15 protein-coding genes and 2 pseudogenes are annotated in these 16,536 nt (G+C 69.2%); 11 read left to right on the top strand and 6 right to left on the bottom strand.

Annotated features, from left to right (window positions below; all coding sequences use genetic code 11):
* A pseudogene (locus tag G6R13_RS12265) lies at positions 1-171 on the bottom strand (MFS transporter); the annotation flags it as partial.
* Positions 172-450: 279 nt separating this feature from the next.
* Here G6R13_RS12265 and G6R13_RS02015 point away from each other — a divergent pair.
* Both G6R13_RS02015 and G6R13_RS12415 read left to right on the top strand, forming a co-directional pair.
* Entirely contained in the window at positions 451-855 is a 405-nt protein-coding gene (locus G6R13_RS02015; protein WP_275898394.1) for a recombinase family protein, read from the top strand.
* Entirely contained in the window at positions 777-1,022 is a 246-nt protein-coding gene (locus G6R13_RS12415) for a recombinase family protein (RefSeq protein ID WP_275898393.1), read from the top strand. The genes G6R13_RS02015 and G6R13_RS12415 overlap by 79 nt, the downstream gene beginning before the upstream one ends.
* Positions 1,023-1,061: 39 nt before the next feature.
* On the opposite strand, the gene G6R13_RS02010 is transcribed toward G6R13_RS12415, so the two are convergent.
* From G6R13_RS02010 to G6R13_RS12410, 3 genes are all read right to left on the bottom strand, one after another.
* On the bottom strand, positions 1,062-3,647 hold the full coding sequence (locus tag G6R13_RS02010) for a DEAD/DEAH box helicase family protein (RefSeq protein ID WP_069941822.1): 2,586 nt from the start codon (positions 3,645-3,647) through the stop codon (positions 1,062-1,064).
* A 5-nt stretch (positions 3,648-3,652) separates the two neighbouring features.
* Positions 3,653-5,800 (bottom strand): DNA methyltransferase, encoded by a 2,148-nt coding sequence (locus G6R13_RS02005; protein WP_069941823.1) that lies wholly within the window; start codon positions 5,798-5,800, stop codon positions 3,653-3,655.
* Positions 5,801-6,121: 321 nt separating this feature from the next.
* A complete protein-coding gene (locus G6R13_RS12410) occupies positions 6,122-6,256 on the bottom strand; it encodes a hypothetical protein (RefSeq protein ID WP_275898392.1) in 135 nt (44 codons plus the stop codon).
* 185 nt (positions 6,257-6,441) lie between these two features.
* Here G6R13_RS12410 and G6R13_RS02000 point away from each other — a divergent pair, with 185 nt between their 5' ends.
* Complete coding sequence (locus G6R13_RS02000; protein WP_036382543.1) at positions 6,442-7,695, top strand: IS256 family transposase; 1,254 nt, start codon at positions 6,442-6,444, stop codon at positions 7,693-7,695.
* 135 nt (positions 7,696-7,830) lie between these two features.
* Positions 7,831-8,142, top strand: a pseudogene (locus G6R13_RS01995) (IS3 family transposase); the annotation flags it as partial.
* 478 nt (positions 8,143-8,620) lie between these two features.
* Here the strand turns inward: G6R13_RS01995 and G6R13_RS01990 are convergent.
* The gene (locus tag G6R13_RS01990; RefSeq protein WP_163720931.1) at positions 8,621-9,466 is read right to left on the bottom strand and encodes an alpha/beta hydrolase; all 846 of its coding nucleotides are present in this window, start codon (positions 9,464-9,466) and stop codon (positions 8,621-8,623) included.
* 87 nt (positions 9,467-9,553) lie between these two features.
* The gene (locus tag G6R13_RS01985; RefSeq protein WP_044659465.1) at positions 9,554-10,300 is read right to left on the bottom strand and encodes a DUF72 domain-containing protein; all 747 of its coding nucleotides are present in this window, start codon (positions 10,298-10,300) and stop codon (positions 9,554-9,556) included.
* Positions 10,301-10,340: 40 nt separating this feature from the next.
* Between G6R13_RS01985 and G6R13_RS01980 the strand changes: the two genes are divergently transcribed.
* The 7 genes from G6R13_RS01980 to G6R13_RS01950 all read left to right on the top strand — a co-directional run bounded on the left by G6R13_RS01980 (position 10,341) and on the right by G6R13_RS01950 (position 16,431).
* Positions 10,341-10,535, top strand: coding sequence for an AbgT family transporter (locus G6R13_RS01980; RefSeq protein ID WP_255351321.1), 195 nt, complete (start codon positions 10,341-10,343; stop codon positions 10,533-10,535).
* A 55-nt stretch (positions 10,536-10,590) separates the two neighbouring features.
* Positions 10,591-11,547, top strand: coding sequence for a glutaminase A (gene glsA, locus G6R13_RS01975; protein WP_060974229.1), 957 nt, complete (start codon positions 10,591-10,593; stop codon positions 11,545-11,547).
* A gap of 113 nt (positions 11,548-11,660) precedes the next feature.
* Complete coding sequence (locus G6R13_RS01970; RefSeq protein WP_123243995.1) at positions 11,661-12,599, top strand: SDR family oxidoreductase; 939 nt, start codon at positions 11,661-11,663, stop codon at positions 12,597-12,599.
* Positions 12,596-13,666: a nucleoside hydrolase gene (locus tag G6R13_RS01965; RefSeq protein ID WP_123243994.1), complete on the top strand. Its 1,071-nt coding sequence runs from the start codon at positions 12,596-12,598 to the stop codon at positions 13,664-13,666. The genes G6R13_RS01970 and G6R13_RS01965 overlap by 4 nt, the downstream gene beginning before the upstream one ends.
* Before the next feature lie 80 nt (positions 13,667-13,746).
* The gene (locus G6R13_RS01960) at positions 13,747-14,580 is read left to right on the top strand and encodes an aldo/keto reductase (protein ID WP_123243993.1); all 834 of its coding nucleotides are present in this window, start codon (positions 13,747-13,749) and stop codon (positions 14,578-14,580) included.
* Between the two features lie 131 nt (positions 14,581-14,711).
* A complete protein-coding gene (locus tag G6R13_RS01955) occupies positions 14,712-15,635 on the top strand; it encodes a phage holin family protein (RefSeq protein ID WP_123243992.1) in 924 nt (307 codons plus the stop codon).
* Positions 15,636-15,789: 154 nt separating this feature from the next.
* Positions 15,790-16,431, top strand: coding sequence for a CDP-alcohol phosphatidyltransferase family protein (locus G6R13_RS01950; protein WP_020624488.1), 642 nt, complete (start codon positions 15,790-15,792; stop codon positions 16,429-16,431).
* Positions 16,432-16,536 lie beyond the last annotated feature (105 nt).

The raw sequence follows: 16,536 nt of genomic DNA, 5'->3' as shown, positions 1-16,536 counted from the left end.
GCCCAGTGTGCCTGCTCCCAAGAGGAGGCCAGCCATGACCAGGGGGTAGGCGTTGATGATCCACAGTGTCGAGGATCCGGACGCGCCGAGGTCTGCGGTCAACGTAGGCAAGGCGGTGTAGAGGATCGAATTGTCGAGGGTGATGAGTAGCAGGCCGGCCCCCACGGTCATGAGCAGCCACCACCGCCGCGGCGATGATCCAACGTCGTTCACTGTTGTACCCCTGTCCTCTGCCTGTAGTCGCATCAACGAAACTATACTAACAGGTTAGTAAAGTAAACGTCAACGCTCCGACAGAGGGATGCCTCACAATCCAGCTGGGTGTTCATTGCCCCATCCCGGCGTCAAGCCGGGTATACCCCTTTACACACTCCGTCCGCCCACGAGACCATCACGTCGAAGACGGTCTCAAACCGGGTCGTTAGACAGAAGTGTCGGGAGGTCTAAGACGTGGTTGGACAGACCGTGGGGTACGTGCGGGTGAGCTCGGCGGAACAGAACCTGGACCGTCAGCTCGAGGCGGTGGGGGAGTGCGACCGCATCTTTCAGGACAAGATCTCCGGCAGCTCCCGCGCCAAGCGCACCGGGTTGGCCGAGCTGATGAAGTACGTGCGGGAGGGGGACCTGGTGAAGGTCGCCTCGATGGACCGGCTGGGACGGGACACCCGGGATCTGTACGCGATCGTGGATGAGCTCACCGACAAGGGGTGCGCGGTGCAGTTCGTGTCCGAGCGCATCACCGTGGACAAGTCCGGCACCTCCCGGTGGACGGGCTCATGCTGGGCATCCTGGCGGCGTTCGCTGAGTTCGAGCGCCGGCGGATCAAGGAGCGCCAGGCTGAGGGCATCGCCCTAGCCAAGGCCCGCGGCAAGTACGTGCAGGCCCCGAAGCTCTCTGATGCGGACGTGGAGCAGGCGCGCGTGATGATTCAGATGGGGATCCCGAAGGCCGAAGTGGCGCGCACGTTCGGGGTGAGCCGGCAGACCCTGTACACCTCGTTGCGCCGGCAAGCCTCAGACTGAACCCCATCCTCGGCCGCCGACACCACCTGGGTTTCTGCTTCAGTAAGCGGGCGCGGCCTTGTACAGGGATTCGGCGTCTTGGGCTGCGTGGACGCTGGCCCGGACGACGTCGTTCTTCATGTCCAGCACCCGCAGCTGGCCGTCGATCTCAGCGACGGCCTCGATCCGGCCGAAGGCATCCCCGTGGGCCTGGGCGTACTCGGCCAGGCCCCGCAGCTTGGGCAAGGCGTCGGCCAGGTGCGTGCCGTGGGGGTCCACGATGTCCGCGCGGATCGTGCCGTCCTGGTTGGCGTGGAAGAACACGAAGTCCGGGCGCAGGGCCTGCCACTGGCCGGCGCCGTCCTGGAACGGGATCGCCAAAGACTGCTTGGAGGCCCGGGAGGGGTTGCGGTACCAGCCCCGGAAGGAGGGCTCGGCGGCCTCGGAGTCCAGCACCTGCCGCTCCCAGGCGTTCAGATCCACAGGTACGGTGCCGTCCTCGGCGGCCATCAAATGCAGAGTGCGGGTCGGCAGAGGACGCTCGCTGCCATCAGGGAGGCGCTCCTGCTGGTCGGCCTGGGCCAACTTCGGGCGGGTCAGGTCCACACGTTCAGGCCGACGGGCCATCTCCCGCACCCGGTCATACACTGCCTGGCGCTCATCGGTCAGGCCGTTGATCTGCACGCGGTACTGGCTCAGCCAGTCCTGCACGAGCTTGTCGGCCTTGGCCTCCAGATCGGCGACGACCTCGGAGGTGCGGGCCAGGGAGGCGATGATGGTGTCTCCTTCGCGCAGGTCGAGATCCTCTTCGTCCTCGGGGACGATGTGATCGATGTAGGCCCCAGCGATCCAGCCGGTGAGGGTGCCGGCCGCCGCGGCCGCAGCCTCCTCGATGGCCCGGTCATCGGCCAGCAGCTCCAGGCTGGTGGTGCTCAGGGTTGTGGTTCCCAGCCGGCCGGTCAGCCGCTGGGCCGACAGGGTGAGCACATCCTGGCGGGCCGCGGCGATCTGCTCGGAGTACTGCACCCTGCATCCGTCCAGGAGCTTGCACATTGTGTGCGCGGCGGTCTTGATCGCCCCGGGCAGCAGCCCGTCGTGGGAGAGGGCGTTGGCCAGGATGTCCAGGCGCTTGAGCGGTTTGGTGGCTCCCCGGGGGATGGTCATCGAGGGCAGGGCGTCGAACACCGCCCACACGTCTTCTCCCACCGCCGGGTTCGGTGTCAGGGTGACCGGGTCGAACAGCACCCGCCGGGCGGATGCGCGGGCGGGGTCGGAAGTGGTGTCGTCCATGTCGGACTGTCCGCGCATCAAGGTCTGGGCGATGGCGGTGGAGGTGGTCTTGTCGAAGTGGGGCAGGAAGCAGTCGATGGAGTTGAGCACCTCGTTGCCCGGGATGCGTCGGGCCAGGGGGGTGCGGACCATCCGGCCCAGCAGCTGGTGGACGTAGGTGGCGTCCTTGTAGGTGCGGAAGGACATCAGCACCTCCGCCCTGGGGCAGTCCCAGCCGGTGGAGATCGCCTCCATGGCCAGCAGCACCCGGATGTGCGTGGTTTCCTGCACTCGCTGGGGGGCGATGTAGTTGACGATCTGGCCGGGCAGGTGCCGGTCGGTGTGGGTGCCGAAGACGTGGGCTATGTCCTGGGGCCGTAGCTCGGGCCACTCCTGGTGGATGACATCCAGGATTCGCGAGAGGTGCTCGTCGCTGGGTTTGTCGGCGACCTGCACGACCAGTAGCGGCACCACCGGGTTCGGTTCGTCCTGCTCGGCGGCGTAGGCGGCCCAGGCCCGGGTGGAAGCCTTCGTGCGGGCCACGGCCTCGCGCAGCAGCGTGGTGTCGAAGGCGCCGGCTTCCTCGGGGATGGTGAGGACCACATCGTCCTTGAGTAGCCCGGAGGCCTGCACGAGCGCGGGGTCGACCTGCACGGGGGAGAGCGCGTCCCGGTCGGTGGCATGGGCCATGGCCTGGGTGAAGCGTTCCACGGTGGCGGAGATCCCGAGCACGATCGGCATGGCCGGGGCCAGGGCGGTGCCGTTGATCAGGCGCTGGACGATGGTGGCCCGCTCCTGGTCGTTCTTCTTGGTGGTCTTCATGCCCCGGTGTGCCTCGTCCAGGATGAAGTACAGGGTTCGTCCGGGGGTGGCCACGGTGTTGGCGATGACGTCGTAGATGGTGCGCTGGGCCATGTCGGGGGCGGCCATTACCGGGGTGGCGGCGTTGGTGGGGTCCTGGGCCCCGCGCACCAGGCGGGCTCCTTCGCGCAGCTTCTGGGCGTTGAGGAAGTACACCTGGCCGGGGGCGAAGGTGGTCTCGGCGAAGGAGTTCTCCACGGTGCGCAGCCGACCGTCTAGCTCGGAGGATGCGGCATGGATCCGGGCGCGGGACTGATCATTCAGGTCCGGGTCGTCGGAGAACCAGAGCACGGTGGCCCCGGGGTCGGGGGCGATGTCCTCGGTGTACTGGTCGGAACCGAAGAACAGGGCCTCGATGATGGCCGCGGCCATCACCGTCTTGCCGGCCCCGGTGGCCGCGGCCAGGGAGAACTGGGACAGGACGCCGTCGTCCTGGTAGTTCTTCCTGGCTCGATGCAGCCGGTTCAGGACCTGCTCGACAGCCTGGGCCTGGTAGTCCTTGAGGGTGTAACGCATGGGGGTCAGGCCCTCCGGTTGATCTGGAAGTTGTGCAGGTAGGACTCGTACAGGCGCACCGCGGTGGTGTGTTCGGGCAGCTGTCGGGCCACGGACTGGAAGGCCACCTCGGAGTCGGTCACGATGAACGCCATCCCTACCTGGGGGTCAGCCTCCAGGGCGGCCAAGAACTCGGGGGCGTGGTCCATGTCCTCGAGTACCCCGTAGGTCTGAGCCACATCCCAGCCCCGTTCTGGAAGGCTGGAGATGATGCGACCGCGAGAGCCAGCCTTGAGCCAGAGCATCGGCGCAATCCGGGCGAAGGCACGGTTGCGGCGGACCTGCCGGGGCGCCTCATAGGTCAGCGTGAAGAACGCCGCGTTCTCCTCGAAGCCGTCGGCCATGGGGAACTCGTCAGTGAACTTGTACTCGCCCTTGATCGGGTCCCCGTCAGGGGTCTTCCCCGTGATGGCCGCAGTGACGCGGGGTTTGGTGACGTAGTCGCAGATGCCCCACTGCTCCCACTCCGCGTCACCGGGACGAAGCCCCTTCGCGCGTAGACCCTTCTGCTCCTCAGCGGACACCTCGTTGTTCGTCACGCTGATGCACTGACGATGACCGCCGTCCTGCTTGTTCAAGCGCATGACCGCGTGCGCCGTCGTGCCAGAGCCCGAGAAGAAGTCGAGGATGACGGCGTTGGGCTTGTCCTTCACGAAGAAGCGAAGAGTGTCCTCGACGGCATAGAGCGCCTTTGGGAACGGAAACTTGCGACCCGGCATAAGGCGACGCAGGAGGGACGAACCATGCTCGGAAGCGTTGTGTCCCTCGATCTTCCACTGGGTTGGCGCAAGTTGAAGACCGCTGTCTGCGTCAATGCGCACAGCCTCCACTGAGCCGTCTGGAGCGCGGCCGGTGATCTCGAAAGCAGGAGAGCAGACTTCTTTCCAAGCCCCTTCGGGGAGGTAGTTGATGACGTACCCGTAGTGGGTCTCACGTCCCACTCGCACACGTCCCTCGTCTAGGCGGCGCATGAGTTCCGGCCCACTGCACTGCCAGTTTCCCTCGGACTGATCGGTCCGAATAGGAAGAACGGTTGTTAGGCCCGGTCTGGCGGCAACAGTTCGTTCTCCCAAGGGAATCGGGTCCCCCGCTGCGACGACTTGCATTTTTTCGGGGTCGACGAAAATCGGATAGTAGAGACCCGGCCGGTCGGACCTGGCCGAGTGCGATCCGCGACGCATGAGGGAAGTCCATCCCGGCCCCTCGGGTTTCGAGGTCGAGGCGGCGATGGCGCCAGCCTGCCACCCTGGACCAAGGGGCAGACGTGCGGGCCCTGACTCGCCCAGCATGACGAAATAGATGTATTCGTCCGTGCGACGAAACGCCTTTCCTCGTGCAACCCCCTTGGGGTTGATGACACTTGAGACCATCTGGATACGAGCGTCGGGGAACGTCTGCTCGAGGAGCATTCCCAGGCGGAGATACTCCTTCTCGTCGATGGTGACGATTAGGACGGAGTCCTCAGGATTGAGGAGTTCACGGGCAACCTGGAGGCGGCGTTCCATGAAGGACAGCCACTTCGAGTGGCGGTAGTCGTCATCGGAGGCGACGTAGTCATTGTTGTACTTCCAGTCCTTCGCCCCGGTGTTGTAGGGCGGGTCAATGTAGACGCAGTCCACCTTGTGGCGGTGGGTGTATGTGAGCATCGCGAGGGCGTGGAAGTTCTCGGCGTTGATGACCGTGTGGAACGGCTTGTCCCCACCGTTTTCGACGCGGCCTGTCTCGACCAGGCCCGGGTAGATCGGGTCCTCGAAGCGGGCGACGACCACCAGGTCCTCGATTGCTGCTGTTGAGGTGGCCGGCTCGCGGACCTCGGGGTCGACGTCTGCTTCGGTCAGGTGGGCTTGCTTGCCATCTGGGGTGCGTTCGAGGTCGGTGACGACCCAGTGACGGGTGTCCCCGATGGTGAGGGTCCCCCGCGGGGGCAGCACGCGGACGGTGTCTCCGCGGCGTACGGGTCGGCCGGGCAGCTCGACGGCCTCGGGCTGGTGGCGCTCAAACACGAGACCAAACTGGTTGTGTCGGGTGAGCTGGCGGAACTCAGCTTCCAGGTCTGTGGCCAGCTGTGGGTCGGTCTTGCGGGCCTGGGCGAGCAGGTCAGTCAGTCGAGACACGGGTGTTCTTTCTTTGGGCCGAGTGGCATGGGGCGCTGTCCGCGCTGATCCTGCCCATCCTAGGGACCGGGGATCTCGTGCCGAGCAGGGGCTTCGCGCGAGCTTAGGATCAGCTGCGATGCGATTTCGCATCGCGTCATCCACTCGAGCAAGGAACTCGCCCATGTCACGACGCTCTCTGGCTTCTCTGGCCACTGCTGCTGTTTTCGTCGCCACCGCTGTCCTGGGGGGTGCGGGCCCGGCGGCGGCCGGCACTACGTATTCGGCCCCGTTGCGCACGGCTGTGGCGTCGTTGCCGGTGGCGGCGGAGAACAATGCCGGCTATGACCGGGCTGCCCAGTTCGGGGACTGGAAGGATGCGAACAGGGACTGCCAGAACACGCGGGCGGAGGTGTTGATCGCAGAGTCCAAGACCACCCCGAAGTTCACGACGGCCCGTAAGTGCACGGTGGCCACGGGCAAGTGGGTGAGCAGCTGGGATCTGCGTACGCACACGTCTGCTTCGACGGTGCAGTGCAGAGTTGAGTCCCGCATAGTGGTGTAGCGCCCGGTGGTCGGGCACGTCGTTCCAGACGTGGACGCGGCCACCGTGTGATCCTTCGAGTCAACCTCTCACAGAATCCTCGAATGGAGTCATCACGATGACCGCTCCTCATATTGTCGACCCTGCCGGCCTGCTGGGCGAAGCCCTGTCCGAGGCCTCCCCGGACATGATGCGCCACCTGCTGCAGACGATGATCAACACCCTGCTCTGCGCTGACGCCGATGCGGTGGTCGGCGCCGAATGGGGCAAACCCTCCCGTGACCGCACGGCCCAGCGCAATGGGTACCGGCACCGGGACCTGGACACCCGGGTCGGCACCGTGGACGTGGCCATCCCGAAGCTGCGCTCGGGCACCTACTTCCCGGAATGGCTGCTCGAGCGGCGCAAGCGGGCCGAATCGGCGCTGATCACCGTGGTCGCAGACTGCTACCTGGCCGGTGTCTCTACCCGGCGGATGGACAAGCTGGTCAAGACCTTGGGCATCAATGCCCTGTCGAAGTCCCAGGTGTCCCGGATGGCCGCGGACCTCGATGAGCAGGTGGAGGCCTTCCGCCACCGGCCGCTCGGGGAGGCGGGACCGTTCACGTTCGTTGCCGCGGACGCGTTGACGATGAAGGTGCGTGAGGGCGGGCGTGTGGTCAACGCGGTGGTGCTCATCGCCACCGGGGTCAACGGCGACGGCCACCGCGAAGTGTTGGGCCTGCGGGTGGCCACCAGCGAGACCGGGGCGGCGTGGAACGAGTTCTTCGCCGACTTGGTCGCCCGGGGCCTGGCCGGGGTCCGGCTGGTCACCTCTGATGCCCACCCCGGGCTCAAGGACGCCATCGCCGCGAACCTGCCCGGTGCGGTGTGGCAACGCTGCCGCACCCACTACGCGGCGAACCTGATGGGCATCACCCCGAAGAGCATGTGGCCGGCGGTGAAGGCCATGCTCCACTCGGTCTACGACCAGCCCGATGCCGCCAGCGTCAACGCCCAGTTCGACCGGCTGCTGGACTACGTGAGCGAGAAACTGCCGGTGGTGGCCGAGCACCTCGATGCTGCCCGGGCCGACATCCTGGCGTTCACCACATTCCCCAAGGACGTCTGGACCCAGATCTGGTCGAACAACCCGGCCGAGCGGCTCAACCGCGAGATCCGCCGCCGCACCGACGCGGTGGGCATCTTCCCCAACCGGGCGGCCATCGTACGACTGGTGGGCGCGGTGCTGGCCGAGCAGACAGACGAGTGGGCCGAGGGCCGTCGCTACCTCGGCCTGGAGGTCCTGGCCCGCTGCCGACTCACCACCGTCAGCAACACGGGAAGCGAGGTGAACCCCGACACCGCGCCCGCCCTCGAGTTCAGCGCCTGACAACCCCAACGAAGGAATCAGCCGCTACACCACTTCATGGGGCTTGACCTCCTGTCGGACCGGACGGTCGGTGTCAGGAAGAGCGCTTATGCGATCCGACCAGGGGCGTCGAGGCCGCCGGTGCAGGGTTGCCGGGTGCATTCGGATCGAGGATCGCAATTTCGAGCCAGGCGGTTCGTGGAGACGCTCCGGGTCAACGGCCTGGTCGGGTCGATGGGCAGGGTCGGTGCTGCTGGGGACAACGCGGCAATGGAATCCTTCTTCGCGCTGTTGCAGAAGAACGTGCTGAACCGGCGTCGCTGGCAGTCCTTCGACCAGCTCTGGCTCGCGATCGTGAGCTGGATCGAGCGGACCTATCACCGCCGTCGTAGGCAGGCCCGTCTCGGGAAGCTCACCCCTGTCGAGTTCGAGATGGTTCAATCAGTCCAGGCGGCTGCCGCCGCCTGATAACTCGTGTCGCGCAAACTCATGGCAGACCCTTCTCACGCGCCTGAATCTCGCCGTCATGGATCGACAGCACCTCGGTCTGTGCGCCAGCCCGCTCCAGAAGCGCCGCGCAGGCTCTGACTGACCGACATCAGGAAGCACTTCACGGCTGAGGAGAAGCTCTGTCTCTGCGCGAACAAGGCCGTCGCAGGCCGCGGCGGTGCAGCCGTGGTGGCTGGGTGCCTGGTGCACGAGGACCGGGGCTCGCAGTTCCGATCTGGCCTATTTCAGGACGCGCGCACCCGTCATGGGCYGATCGGCTTCGTACTCGACGTCCTGACGCGCGGTTCTGCCGGCCGGTCGGCCTGATCCCGCGCTCCGGGTGATCACGGCGTCGGATCGAGCCTGACAGGTCAGCGTCGGCGCCGTGGTGGATGGCATGCACCACCCCCACGAGCGCCGTGTCGCGTTCAGCACTCTGGTGGGCCTACCTGCCCCCTCACTCCGCCAGGAATTCCAGCAGGATCCGGTTGAACTCCTCGGAGTGGCTGGTGTTGAAGCCGTGCGGGGCATCCTTGACCAGTTCGACGCGGCTGCCGTCGATCGCCTTGTGCGTCCGCTTGCCGGAGCCCTCGAACGGCACGATCTGGTCGGCGTCGCCGTGCAGGACCAGGGCCGGCACAGTCACTGCGGGCAGGTCGCGGCGGAAGTCGGTGGCCCCGAACGCGTCCATGCAGGCCAGCGCCGCCGTCTGGTCGGACTGCAGCGCCATCCGGATGGCCTCCTGGCGCTGYTCCTCGGTGACCTTSAGGCTGCTGGTCAGGCCGGCCAGCTTGGGGGTGGAGAAGAACGTCGTCGTGAAGTCGTCGAAGAACGACTCGCGGTCCTTCTCGAGACCCGCGCGCATCTCGGCGGCCTGCTTCTCGGTCAGCGGGCCGTCGGGGTTGTCGTCGGTCTTCAGCAGGTACGGGGGCACCGCGCCGGCGAACACCACCGAGTGGATCCGGTCCGCGCCGAACCGGGACATGTAGCGCGCCACCTCGCCACCGCCCATCGAGAAGCCCACGAGCGTCACGTCACGCAGGTCGAGCTCGGTGAGCAGACCGTGCAGGTCGGCGGTCATCGTGTCGTAGTCGTACCCGCCGGCGGGCTTCTCCGAGGCACCGAAGCCCCGCCGGTCATAGGTGATCACGCGGTAGTGCGGGGACAGGGCTGCGACCTGGTCCTTCCACGAGTCGAGGGTCAGCGGCCAGCCGTGGATGAGGACCACGGGACGCCCGTGGCCGGCCTCCTCCACGTTCAGTCCGATCGTGCCGTGGTCCGTGGGGATCTGCATGAGGGTCATGTGCGTCTGCCTTCCTGTGCTCTCGGGGGACGACGGCGGCGCTCGGCCGCCGCTTCCTCCTCACGCTAGGCACGCGCTCGGCACGTGTCAGGCTTCGGTCTCCGCCATCCTGCGCAGCGTCAGCGCGTTGAACGCGGCGTGGCCGTGGTTGTCGTTGTTGAAGTAGACGTAGGCGGGGCGCGCGCCCGCCGCGTCCGCGCCGGTCAGCTCCCGCAGCCGCTTCACCCAGGGGGAGAGCTCGGCGTCGGAGAACGAGCCGCCGTAGCGCCAGTCCGGGTCCGCGTTGTGGAAGCGCACGTAGGCGAGGCGCCCGGTCGCGCGCAGCACCGGCTCCCGCCCGGCGATCACCGAGACCACGAACCCCGCCCCGTGCCGGTCGAGGAGGTCGAACACGTCCTCGTCCAGCCAGGACTCGTGCTGGACCTCCACCGCCACGCGCACCCGCTCGGGCAGCAGGCCGAGGAACCCGGCGAGTCGGTCGTCGTCGCGGTGCAGGTTGGCCGGCAGCTGCAGCAGCAGCGGCCCGGCGTGGTCACCGAGCAGGTCCAGCGTGTGCACGATGCGCTCCACCCAGTCCTGCGGCTCGTTGAGCTTGCGGTAGTGGGTCAGGTAGCGGGAGGCCTTGACGGCCATCTCGAAGCCGGCGGGCAGGCGCTCGCGCCAGGCCTCGACGGTGCTGTCCGCCGGCCAGCGGTAGTGGGAGCCGTTGAGCTCGACCGTCCGGAATCGCTCCGTGTAGTGGTCGAGCTGATCGGCGATCCGCAGCCCCTGCGGGTAGAAGGTCCCGCGCCAGTGCCTGTAGGTCCAGCCGGAGGTCCCGATCCGCACGTCCATCCCCCGACGATAGCCCCGGCACGGGTTCCCGGGTCTTGCCTTGACCCGCCGCGGCAGGCGTAGCGTCCCGCTGATCATCGCGGTGGCTCAGAGGTACGACCGGAAGATGGGCATCGGCTCCCTGATCGCCACGATGCTCCCGTCCTCGATCGCCTTCCTGCCCGCGTGCACCGGCATGGTCATCGGCTGGATGCGGCTGGACCTGCCGATGGGCCCGAATGCCCCGGTCCAGTGAACGCCGTGACCGGCCCGGCGCCCGCCCGCCTGCCCGTCCACTACTGTGACCAGGAATGGACACGACGCGATTCGACGACGACCTGCGCGCGATGCTCGACGAGGTGGAGTCCGACCGCCGCGGCGAGCCCTCCGACTACCTCGAGGACGTCGCTGGCCAGCATGTGGACGGCCTCGCCGTGGCGGTGTGCACGGTGGACGGCCACCAGGCCGCCGCCGGGGAGACCGAGCACGCCTTCGCGCTGCAGTCGGTCTCCAAGGCCCTCACCTACGCGGTGGTGCTGCAGGAGATCGGCCTGGACCACGTGCTGGAGCACGTGGGCGTCGAGCCCTCCGGTGAGTCGTTCAACCACCTGTCCCTGCACGACGACGGCCGGCCGTGCAACCCGCTGATCAACGCCGGCGCCATCCTGGTCCACTCCCTCCTGCCCGCCGGGGACGAGGACGAGCGGACGGCCCTGCTGCTGCGCCGCTACAGCGCGCTGGCCGGCGTCGAGCTGGAGGTCAGCGAGGACGTCCTCGACGCCGAGCGCACCCGCGCCGACCGCAACCTGGGCCTGGCCCACCTGCTCGCCGACGCCGGCCGGCTGCCCATCTCGGCCCGCGAGGCCGTGGCCGGGTACCTCGCGCAGTGCTCGGTCCTGGTCACCGCACCCCAGCTGGCCGTCATGGGCGCCACCCTCGCCGCTGGCGGCACGAACCCCGTGACAGGGGAGCGGGTGCTGGACGAGTGGGTAGCGCAGCAGGCGATGTCCGTGATGCTCACCTGCGGCATGTACGACGCCAGCGGCCAGTGGGTGGCCGAGGTCGGCGTGCCCGCGAAGTCCGGCGTCTCGGGCGCGCTGCTCGGCGCCGTGCCCGGGGCCCTGGGCATCGCCACGTGGTCGCCGCGCCTGGACGAGCAAGGTAACTCCCGGCGTGGCATCGGGTTGTTCGAGGGGCTCAGCGCACGCTGGGACCTGCACGTGCTCCAGCACCGTGGCGCCCTGCGCGGCCTCAGCGGGCCCCGCTGACCCCGCGTTGACGCCTAGCCGCCGCGGCGCCGTCGTCGCGTGGGCCACGCCGCCGACGACGCCGCGCCCCGTCCCTTGTCACCCTCTGGCGCTCGCCTCGTAGCATCGGGCCCATGACCACTCCAGAGAAGAAGGACGACGCCCCCGCGATCCCCGTGCGGGACTCGCAGCTGGCCCACGACGACCCGCGCACCCGCCACCCGAAGCTCCGCGTCGCCAAGCAGCGCCAGCCCGAGCCGGGCCTGGACGTGAAGACGGATCCCGTCCCGGACATCGGTCTGGACTCGTACCGGGGGATGGGCCGGCTGACCGGCCGCAAGGCCCTGATCACCGGCGGCGACTCCGGCATCGGTGCCGCGGTCGCCATCGCCTACGCCCGTGAGGGCGCGGACGTCGCCATCGCCTACCTGCCTCAGGAGCAGCCCGACGCCGACCGCGTCCTGGCGGCGATCGAGGCGGCCGGGCGCACCGCCGTCGCGTTGCCGGGCGACCTGATGGACGCCGACTACCGTGCCTCCCTCGTGGACGAGGCCGCGCAACGCCTCGGCGGCCTGGACATCCTCGTGAACAACGCGGGCAAGCAGTTCATCTCCGATGACCTGACCGATCTCACGGACGAGCAGGTCCACGAGACGTTCCAGATCAACATCATGTCCATGTTCACGCTCAGCCGCGCCGCGCTGAAGCACATGGGCCCGGGCAGCACGATCGTGAACACCACCTCGGTGCAGGCCTACAACCCCAACCCGAGGCTCCTCGACTACGCCGCCACCAAGGGCGCCATCAACAACTTCACCAAGGGCCTGGCCGAGCAGGTCGGCCCGAAGGGGATCCGCGTCAACGCGGTGGCGCCCGGGCCCATCTGGACGGTGCAGCATGTGTCCTACGGTGAGCCCGAGGAGAAGCTGCCCGAGTTCGGCCACAGCACCCCCATCGGCCGCGCCGGCCAGCCCGTGGAGATGGCGCCCGCCTACGTGTTCCTGGCCTCGGGCGAGTCCAGCTACGTCAACGGTGAGACCCTCAACGCCAACGGCGGCACGCCCACCCCGTGACCGCCCGCCTCCTCGCCGACGTCGACACCGGCATCGACGATGCCTGCGCCCTGCTCCACCTCGTCGGCGCCCACCGCCTGGGTGTCGGCCCCGAGCTCGCAGCCGTCACGACCACGGGAGGCAACGCGACCGCCCGGGACTGCGCCCTGAACACGGCTGCGGTGCTGGACCTGGCCGGTCGGGCCGACGTCGAGGTGGCCGTCGGTGCCGAGACCCCGTTGCGCCGGCCCGCGGTCACCACCCCGGAGACCCACGGCGACGGCGGTCTCGGCCATGCCCGGATCGATCGGCGCCCTGAGTGGCTCTCGCCCCGGCCCGCCGTGGAGGTGTGGCTGGACGAGCTGCGGGCCCACCCCGGGGAGACGACGATCCTCTGCACCGCGCCGCTGACGAACCTGGCCCTCGCGCTGCGCGTCGAGCCGCGCCTGCCGTTCCTCGCCCGCGGCATCGTGATCATGGGCGGCTCCTTCTATCATCCGGGCAACACCACGCCCACCGCCGAGTGGAACACCTGGGTGGACCCGGACGCCGCGAAGGAGGTGTTCGCGGCCGTCGAGGGCCTGCCCGAGGATCGCCTGCCGGTGGTGTGCGCGCTCGAGACCACGGAGCGGATCGAGTACACGCCGGCCCTGCTGGACGGCCTCTTGGCCGACGCCGGGGCCCGCCCCGTCGGCTGGTCCGCGGACCGGCCGCGGGTCGCCGGGCCGGACGCCGCCACCGGCAGCCCCGTCCTGGACGTGCTCGCCGACGCACTGCGCTTCTACTTCGAGTTCCACCACGACTACGACCAGGGCTACATCGCCCACCTGCACGACCTCTTCGCCGCCCAGGTGGCCGCGGGCCAGGCCCGCATCGCCACGCGGGCCACCGTCGTCGATGTCGAGGCGGACTCGGAGCTGCTGCGCGGCACCACCGTCCACGACACGCGGGACATCTGGGGCAGGCGCCCCAACGCCCAGCTCGTCACGGCCAACGACCCCGCGGAGGTGTTCGCGGCCTTCGCCCGCGCGGTGGGCGCCGTCGTCGCGGGGGAGCGCACGCTCGACGGCGGTTCCCCGGCCCGGTGACCGCCGTCGGGAATGCCCCCCGTCCGCGTGCGGTTGCACCCGAGGCATCCGCCCGACCCCGACCCTCCAGGAGCTCCCTCATGACCGACGTTCCCACCGTCCCCTTCCACGACGGCCAGCAGATCCCGCAGCTCGGGCTCGGCGTGTGGCAGGTCGAGGACGACGTCGCGGCCGACGTCGTCGAGCAGGCGATCCGCGCCGGCTACCGCCACATCGACACCGCCGCGATCTACGGGAACGAGGAGGGCGTGGGCCGCGGCATCGCCGCGTCCGGCGTCGCCCGCGAGGAGCTGTTCCTCACCACCAAGGTGTGGAACTCGGACCAGGGCTACGAGGAGGCGCTCGCCGCCCTCGACGTCTCGCTGGACAAGCTCGGCACCGACTACGTCGACCTCTACCTCATCCACTGGGCCAAGCCTGCGCAGGGGAAGTACCTGGAGACGTGGAAGGCCCTGATCGAGGCGCAGAAGCAGGGCAAGGTGCGCTCGATCGGCGTCTCCAACTTCCCGGCCGCCCAGCTCGAGGAGATCATCGAGGCCACCGGTGTGGTGCCCGTGATCCACCAGGTCGAGACCCACCCGTACTGGCAGCAGCGTGAGCTGCGCGAGGTCGAGGGCCGCCACGGCATCGTCCACGAGTCCTGGTCCCCGCTGGGTCAGGGCGGCGACCTCCTCGCCGACCCCGTGGTCACGGAGATCGCCGAGGCCCGCGGCGCGACGCCGGCCCAGGTGGTCATCGCGTGGCACCTCGCCCACGGCTTCGTGGTCATCCCCAAGTCCGTGACGCCCGAGCGCATCGTCTCGAACCTCGAGGCCGCGGGGGTGGAGCTGACCGACGACGACGTCGCCCGGATCGACGCGCTGGACCGCGAGGACGGCCGTCTCGGCCCCGACCCGGCGGTCATCGACTTCTGATCCAGCCGCCATCGCGCGCACCCGGCCCGTCCCCCTGGGGGCGGGCCGGTGATAGCTTTGCTCGAGAATGCCCGGCGACCGCCGCGCCGCCCGGGCGCATCTGTCCAGGCACTCCACGGAAGGCATGCACCATGTCCCACCAGGCTCCCCCCGCCGATGCGTCGAAGGTCCGCGCGCCGCGGACCGCCGTCCCGGTGACCCCGCAGACCCGCGCGAGCTCGCTGACCGACCTGCTCGGCGCCGTCGTGCGCCTGTTGCCCCTGCAGATGAAGGACGAGCTCGAGCTCGCCAAGAGGCACGTGGCCGCGAAGGGCAAGAAGGCCGGCATCGGCGCCGGCATCGCGGTGGTGGGCCTGTTCTTCCTCGCACTCATGGTGGTCGCCCTCGTGGTGACCCTGATCGGCGCCTTCGCCGACCCGAGCTTCTGGTTCCCGGCGCTGATGGTGGCGCTGGCGTTCCTCGTGCTCGGCCTGATCTTCGCCGGCGTCGGCCTCATGATGGTCAAGGGCGCCATGCCGCTCGTGCCGCAGGAGATCGTGCGCAACCTCGAGTACGACCTCGGCTACCTCAAGGAGGGCAACGCCTTCGATCCGGCCGAGTACGACCGCCTCAAGGCGGAGCGCGCCGAGGCCAAGCGTGTCGAGGCCGCCCGCGAGGCCGAGCGGAAGAAGGTGGAGAAGGAGGAGAACAAGAAGGCCCGCAAGAACGGCGAGGCCGCTCCCCATCCGGACCGCGCCGACGCCAGCGAGGCGGAGATCCGTCGCCGTGCCGACCTGCGCCGCCGCCACCTGGGCGACATCCGCTCCGGCCTGGACGAGAAGACCAGCGTGAAGGGCCAGCTCGCGGCCTTCGCCGCGCAGCGCAAGGGTCGCGGCGTCACCCCCGAGACCGCACACGCCACCGAGCAGACCGCGCCGTTCACCGGTGCCGCCCGCGCGGGGGAGCGGACCGCCGAGGCCGAGGACTACGTGAAGGACAACTGGCAGCCGCTCGCGCTGCTCGGCGCCTCCTCCGCCGCGTTCGTGGCGCTCGCCGGCCGCCTGCGCCGCCGCTGACCCGGGGGGGGTGCCCGCCCTCCCCGGCCCCTGAGGCCCCGATCCCCACGGATCGGGGCCTCGTCGTCTGCGGGGAGGGGCGACGGCGTCGGTAGGCTGGGCGTGTGGGGCGCCCGGCGGGGGCGTCCGCCCGCGGACCCTGGAGGAGCGACCCATGCGTGTGATCGACGTCGGCCTGCGCGAGGGCCACGAGTACCGCGTCCGCGACACCTGGCTGACCGTGCCGAACCTCATCACCCTGGCCCGCTTCGCCCTGGTCCCGGTGTTCGTGTGGCTCACCGTCGACGGCCGGCACCTGGACGCGTTCGTGATCCTGGCGGTGCTCTCCGGCACGGACTGGGTGGACGGCTACGTGGCGCGCCGGTTCGACATGATCTCCACGGTCGGGCGGTGGCTCGACCCGGTGGCGGACCGCCTCTCCCTGCTGGTGGTGGCCGTGACGTTCGTGGCCACCGGCATCGCCCCGCTCTGGCTCGCCCTGGCCATCGCGATCCCGGACCTCGTGCTCGCCGCCGTGTGCCTGTGGCTGTTCGGCGGCAGCCCGGATCTGCCGGTCACGGTCCTGGGCAAGGTGCGCACCGCGCTGCTGCTGGTGGGCACGCCCCTGCTGCTGCTCGCCCGTGTGCCGGGGGTCGACGGCGGCCCGTGGAGCGGCGTGGCCCTGGCTCTGGTCGGCGCCGGTTGCCTGCTGCACATCCTCGCCGCGGGGGACTACCTCGTGCGCGCGGTGGGCAAGGCCCGCGGCCTGCGGGCGGACGGTCAGGACCCGCGCGAGCACCCGTCCCGCCGGGGCTGACCCCCTCGCGCATCCTCGTGCCGGCGCCGACGGTTGCTACCGTGGGACGCGCGCCGTGCCCGCGGCCGATCCTCACGGCACGGGCCGGGCGCCGTCGTGCCATCG

The sequence above is a fragment of the Micrococcus sp. Alg238-R198 genome, from assembly GCF_900537135.1.
Taxonomy (GTDB): Bacteria; Actinomycetota; Actinomycetes; order Actinomycetales; family Micrococcaceae; genus Micrococcus; species Micrococcus luteus.
This window is presented reverse-complemented; position numbering and strand designations above follow the sequence as displayed.

Coding starts and splice junctions, on each gene's coding strand:
- G6R13_RS02000 (WP_036382543.1), top strand. CDS start 6,442: ATGACCGCTCCTCATATTGTCGACCCTGCCGGCCTGCTGGGCGAAGCC.
- G6R13_RS12415 (WP_275898393.1), top strand. CDS start 777: ATGCTGGGCATCCTGGCGGCGTTCGCTGAGTTCGAGCGCCGGCGGATC.
- G6R13_RS01955 (WP_123243992.1), top strand. CDS start 14,712: ATGTCCCACCAGGCTCCCCCCGCCGATGCGTCGAAGGTCCGCGCGCCG.
- G6R13_RS01960 (WP_123243993.1), top strand. CDS start 13,747: ATGACCGACGTTCCCACCGTCCCCTTCCACGACGGCCAGCAGATCCCG.
- G6R13_RS02010 (WP_069941822.1), bottom strand. CDS start 3,647: ATGCGTTACACCCTCAAGGACTACCAGGCCCAGGCTGTCGAGCAGGTC.
- G6R13_RS01970 (WP_123243995.1), top strand. CDS start 11,661: ATGACCACTCCAGAGAAGAAGGACGACGCCCCCGCGATCCCCGTGCGG.
- G6R13_RS01985 (WP_044659465.1), bottom strand. CDS start 10,300: ATGGACGTGCGGATCGGGACCTCCGGCTGGACCTACAGGCACTGGCGC.
- glsA (WP_060974229.1), top strand. CDS start 10,591: ATGGACACGACGCGATTCGACGACGACCTGCGCGCGATGCTCGACGAG.
- G6R13_RS01950 (WP_020624488.1), top strand. CDS start 15,790: ATGCGTGTGATCGACGTCGGCCTGCGCGAGGGCCACGAGTACCGCGTC.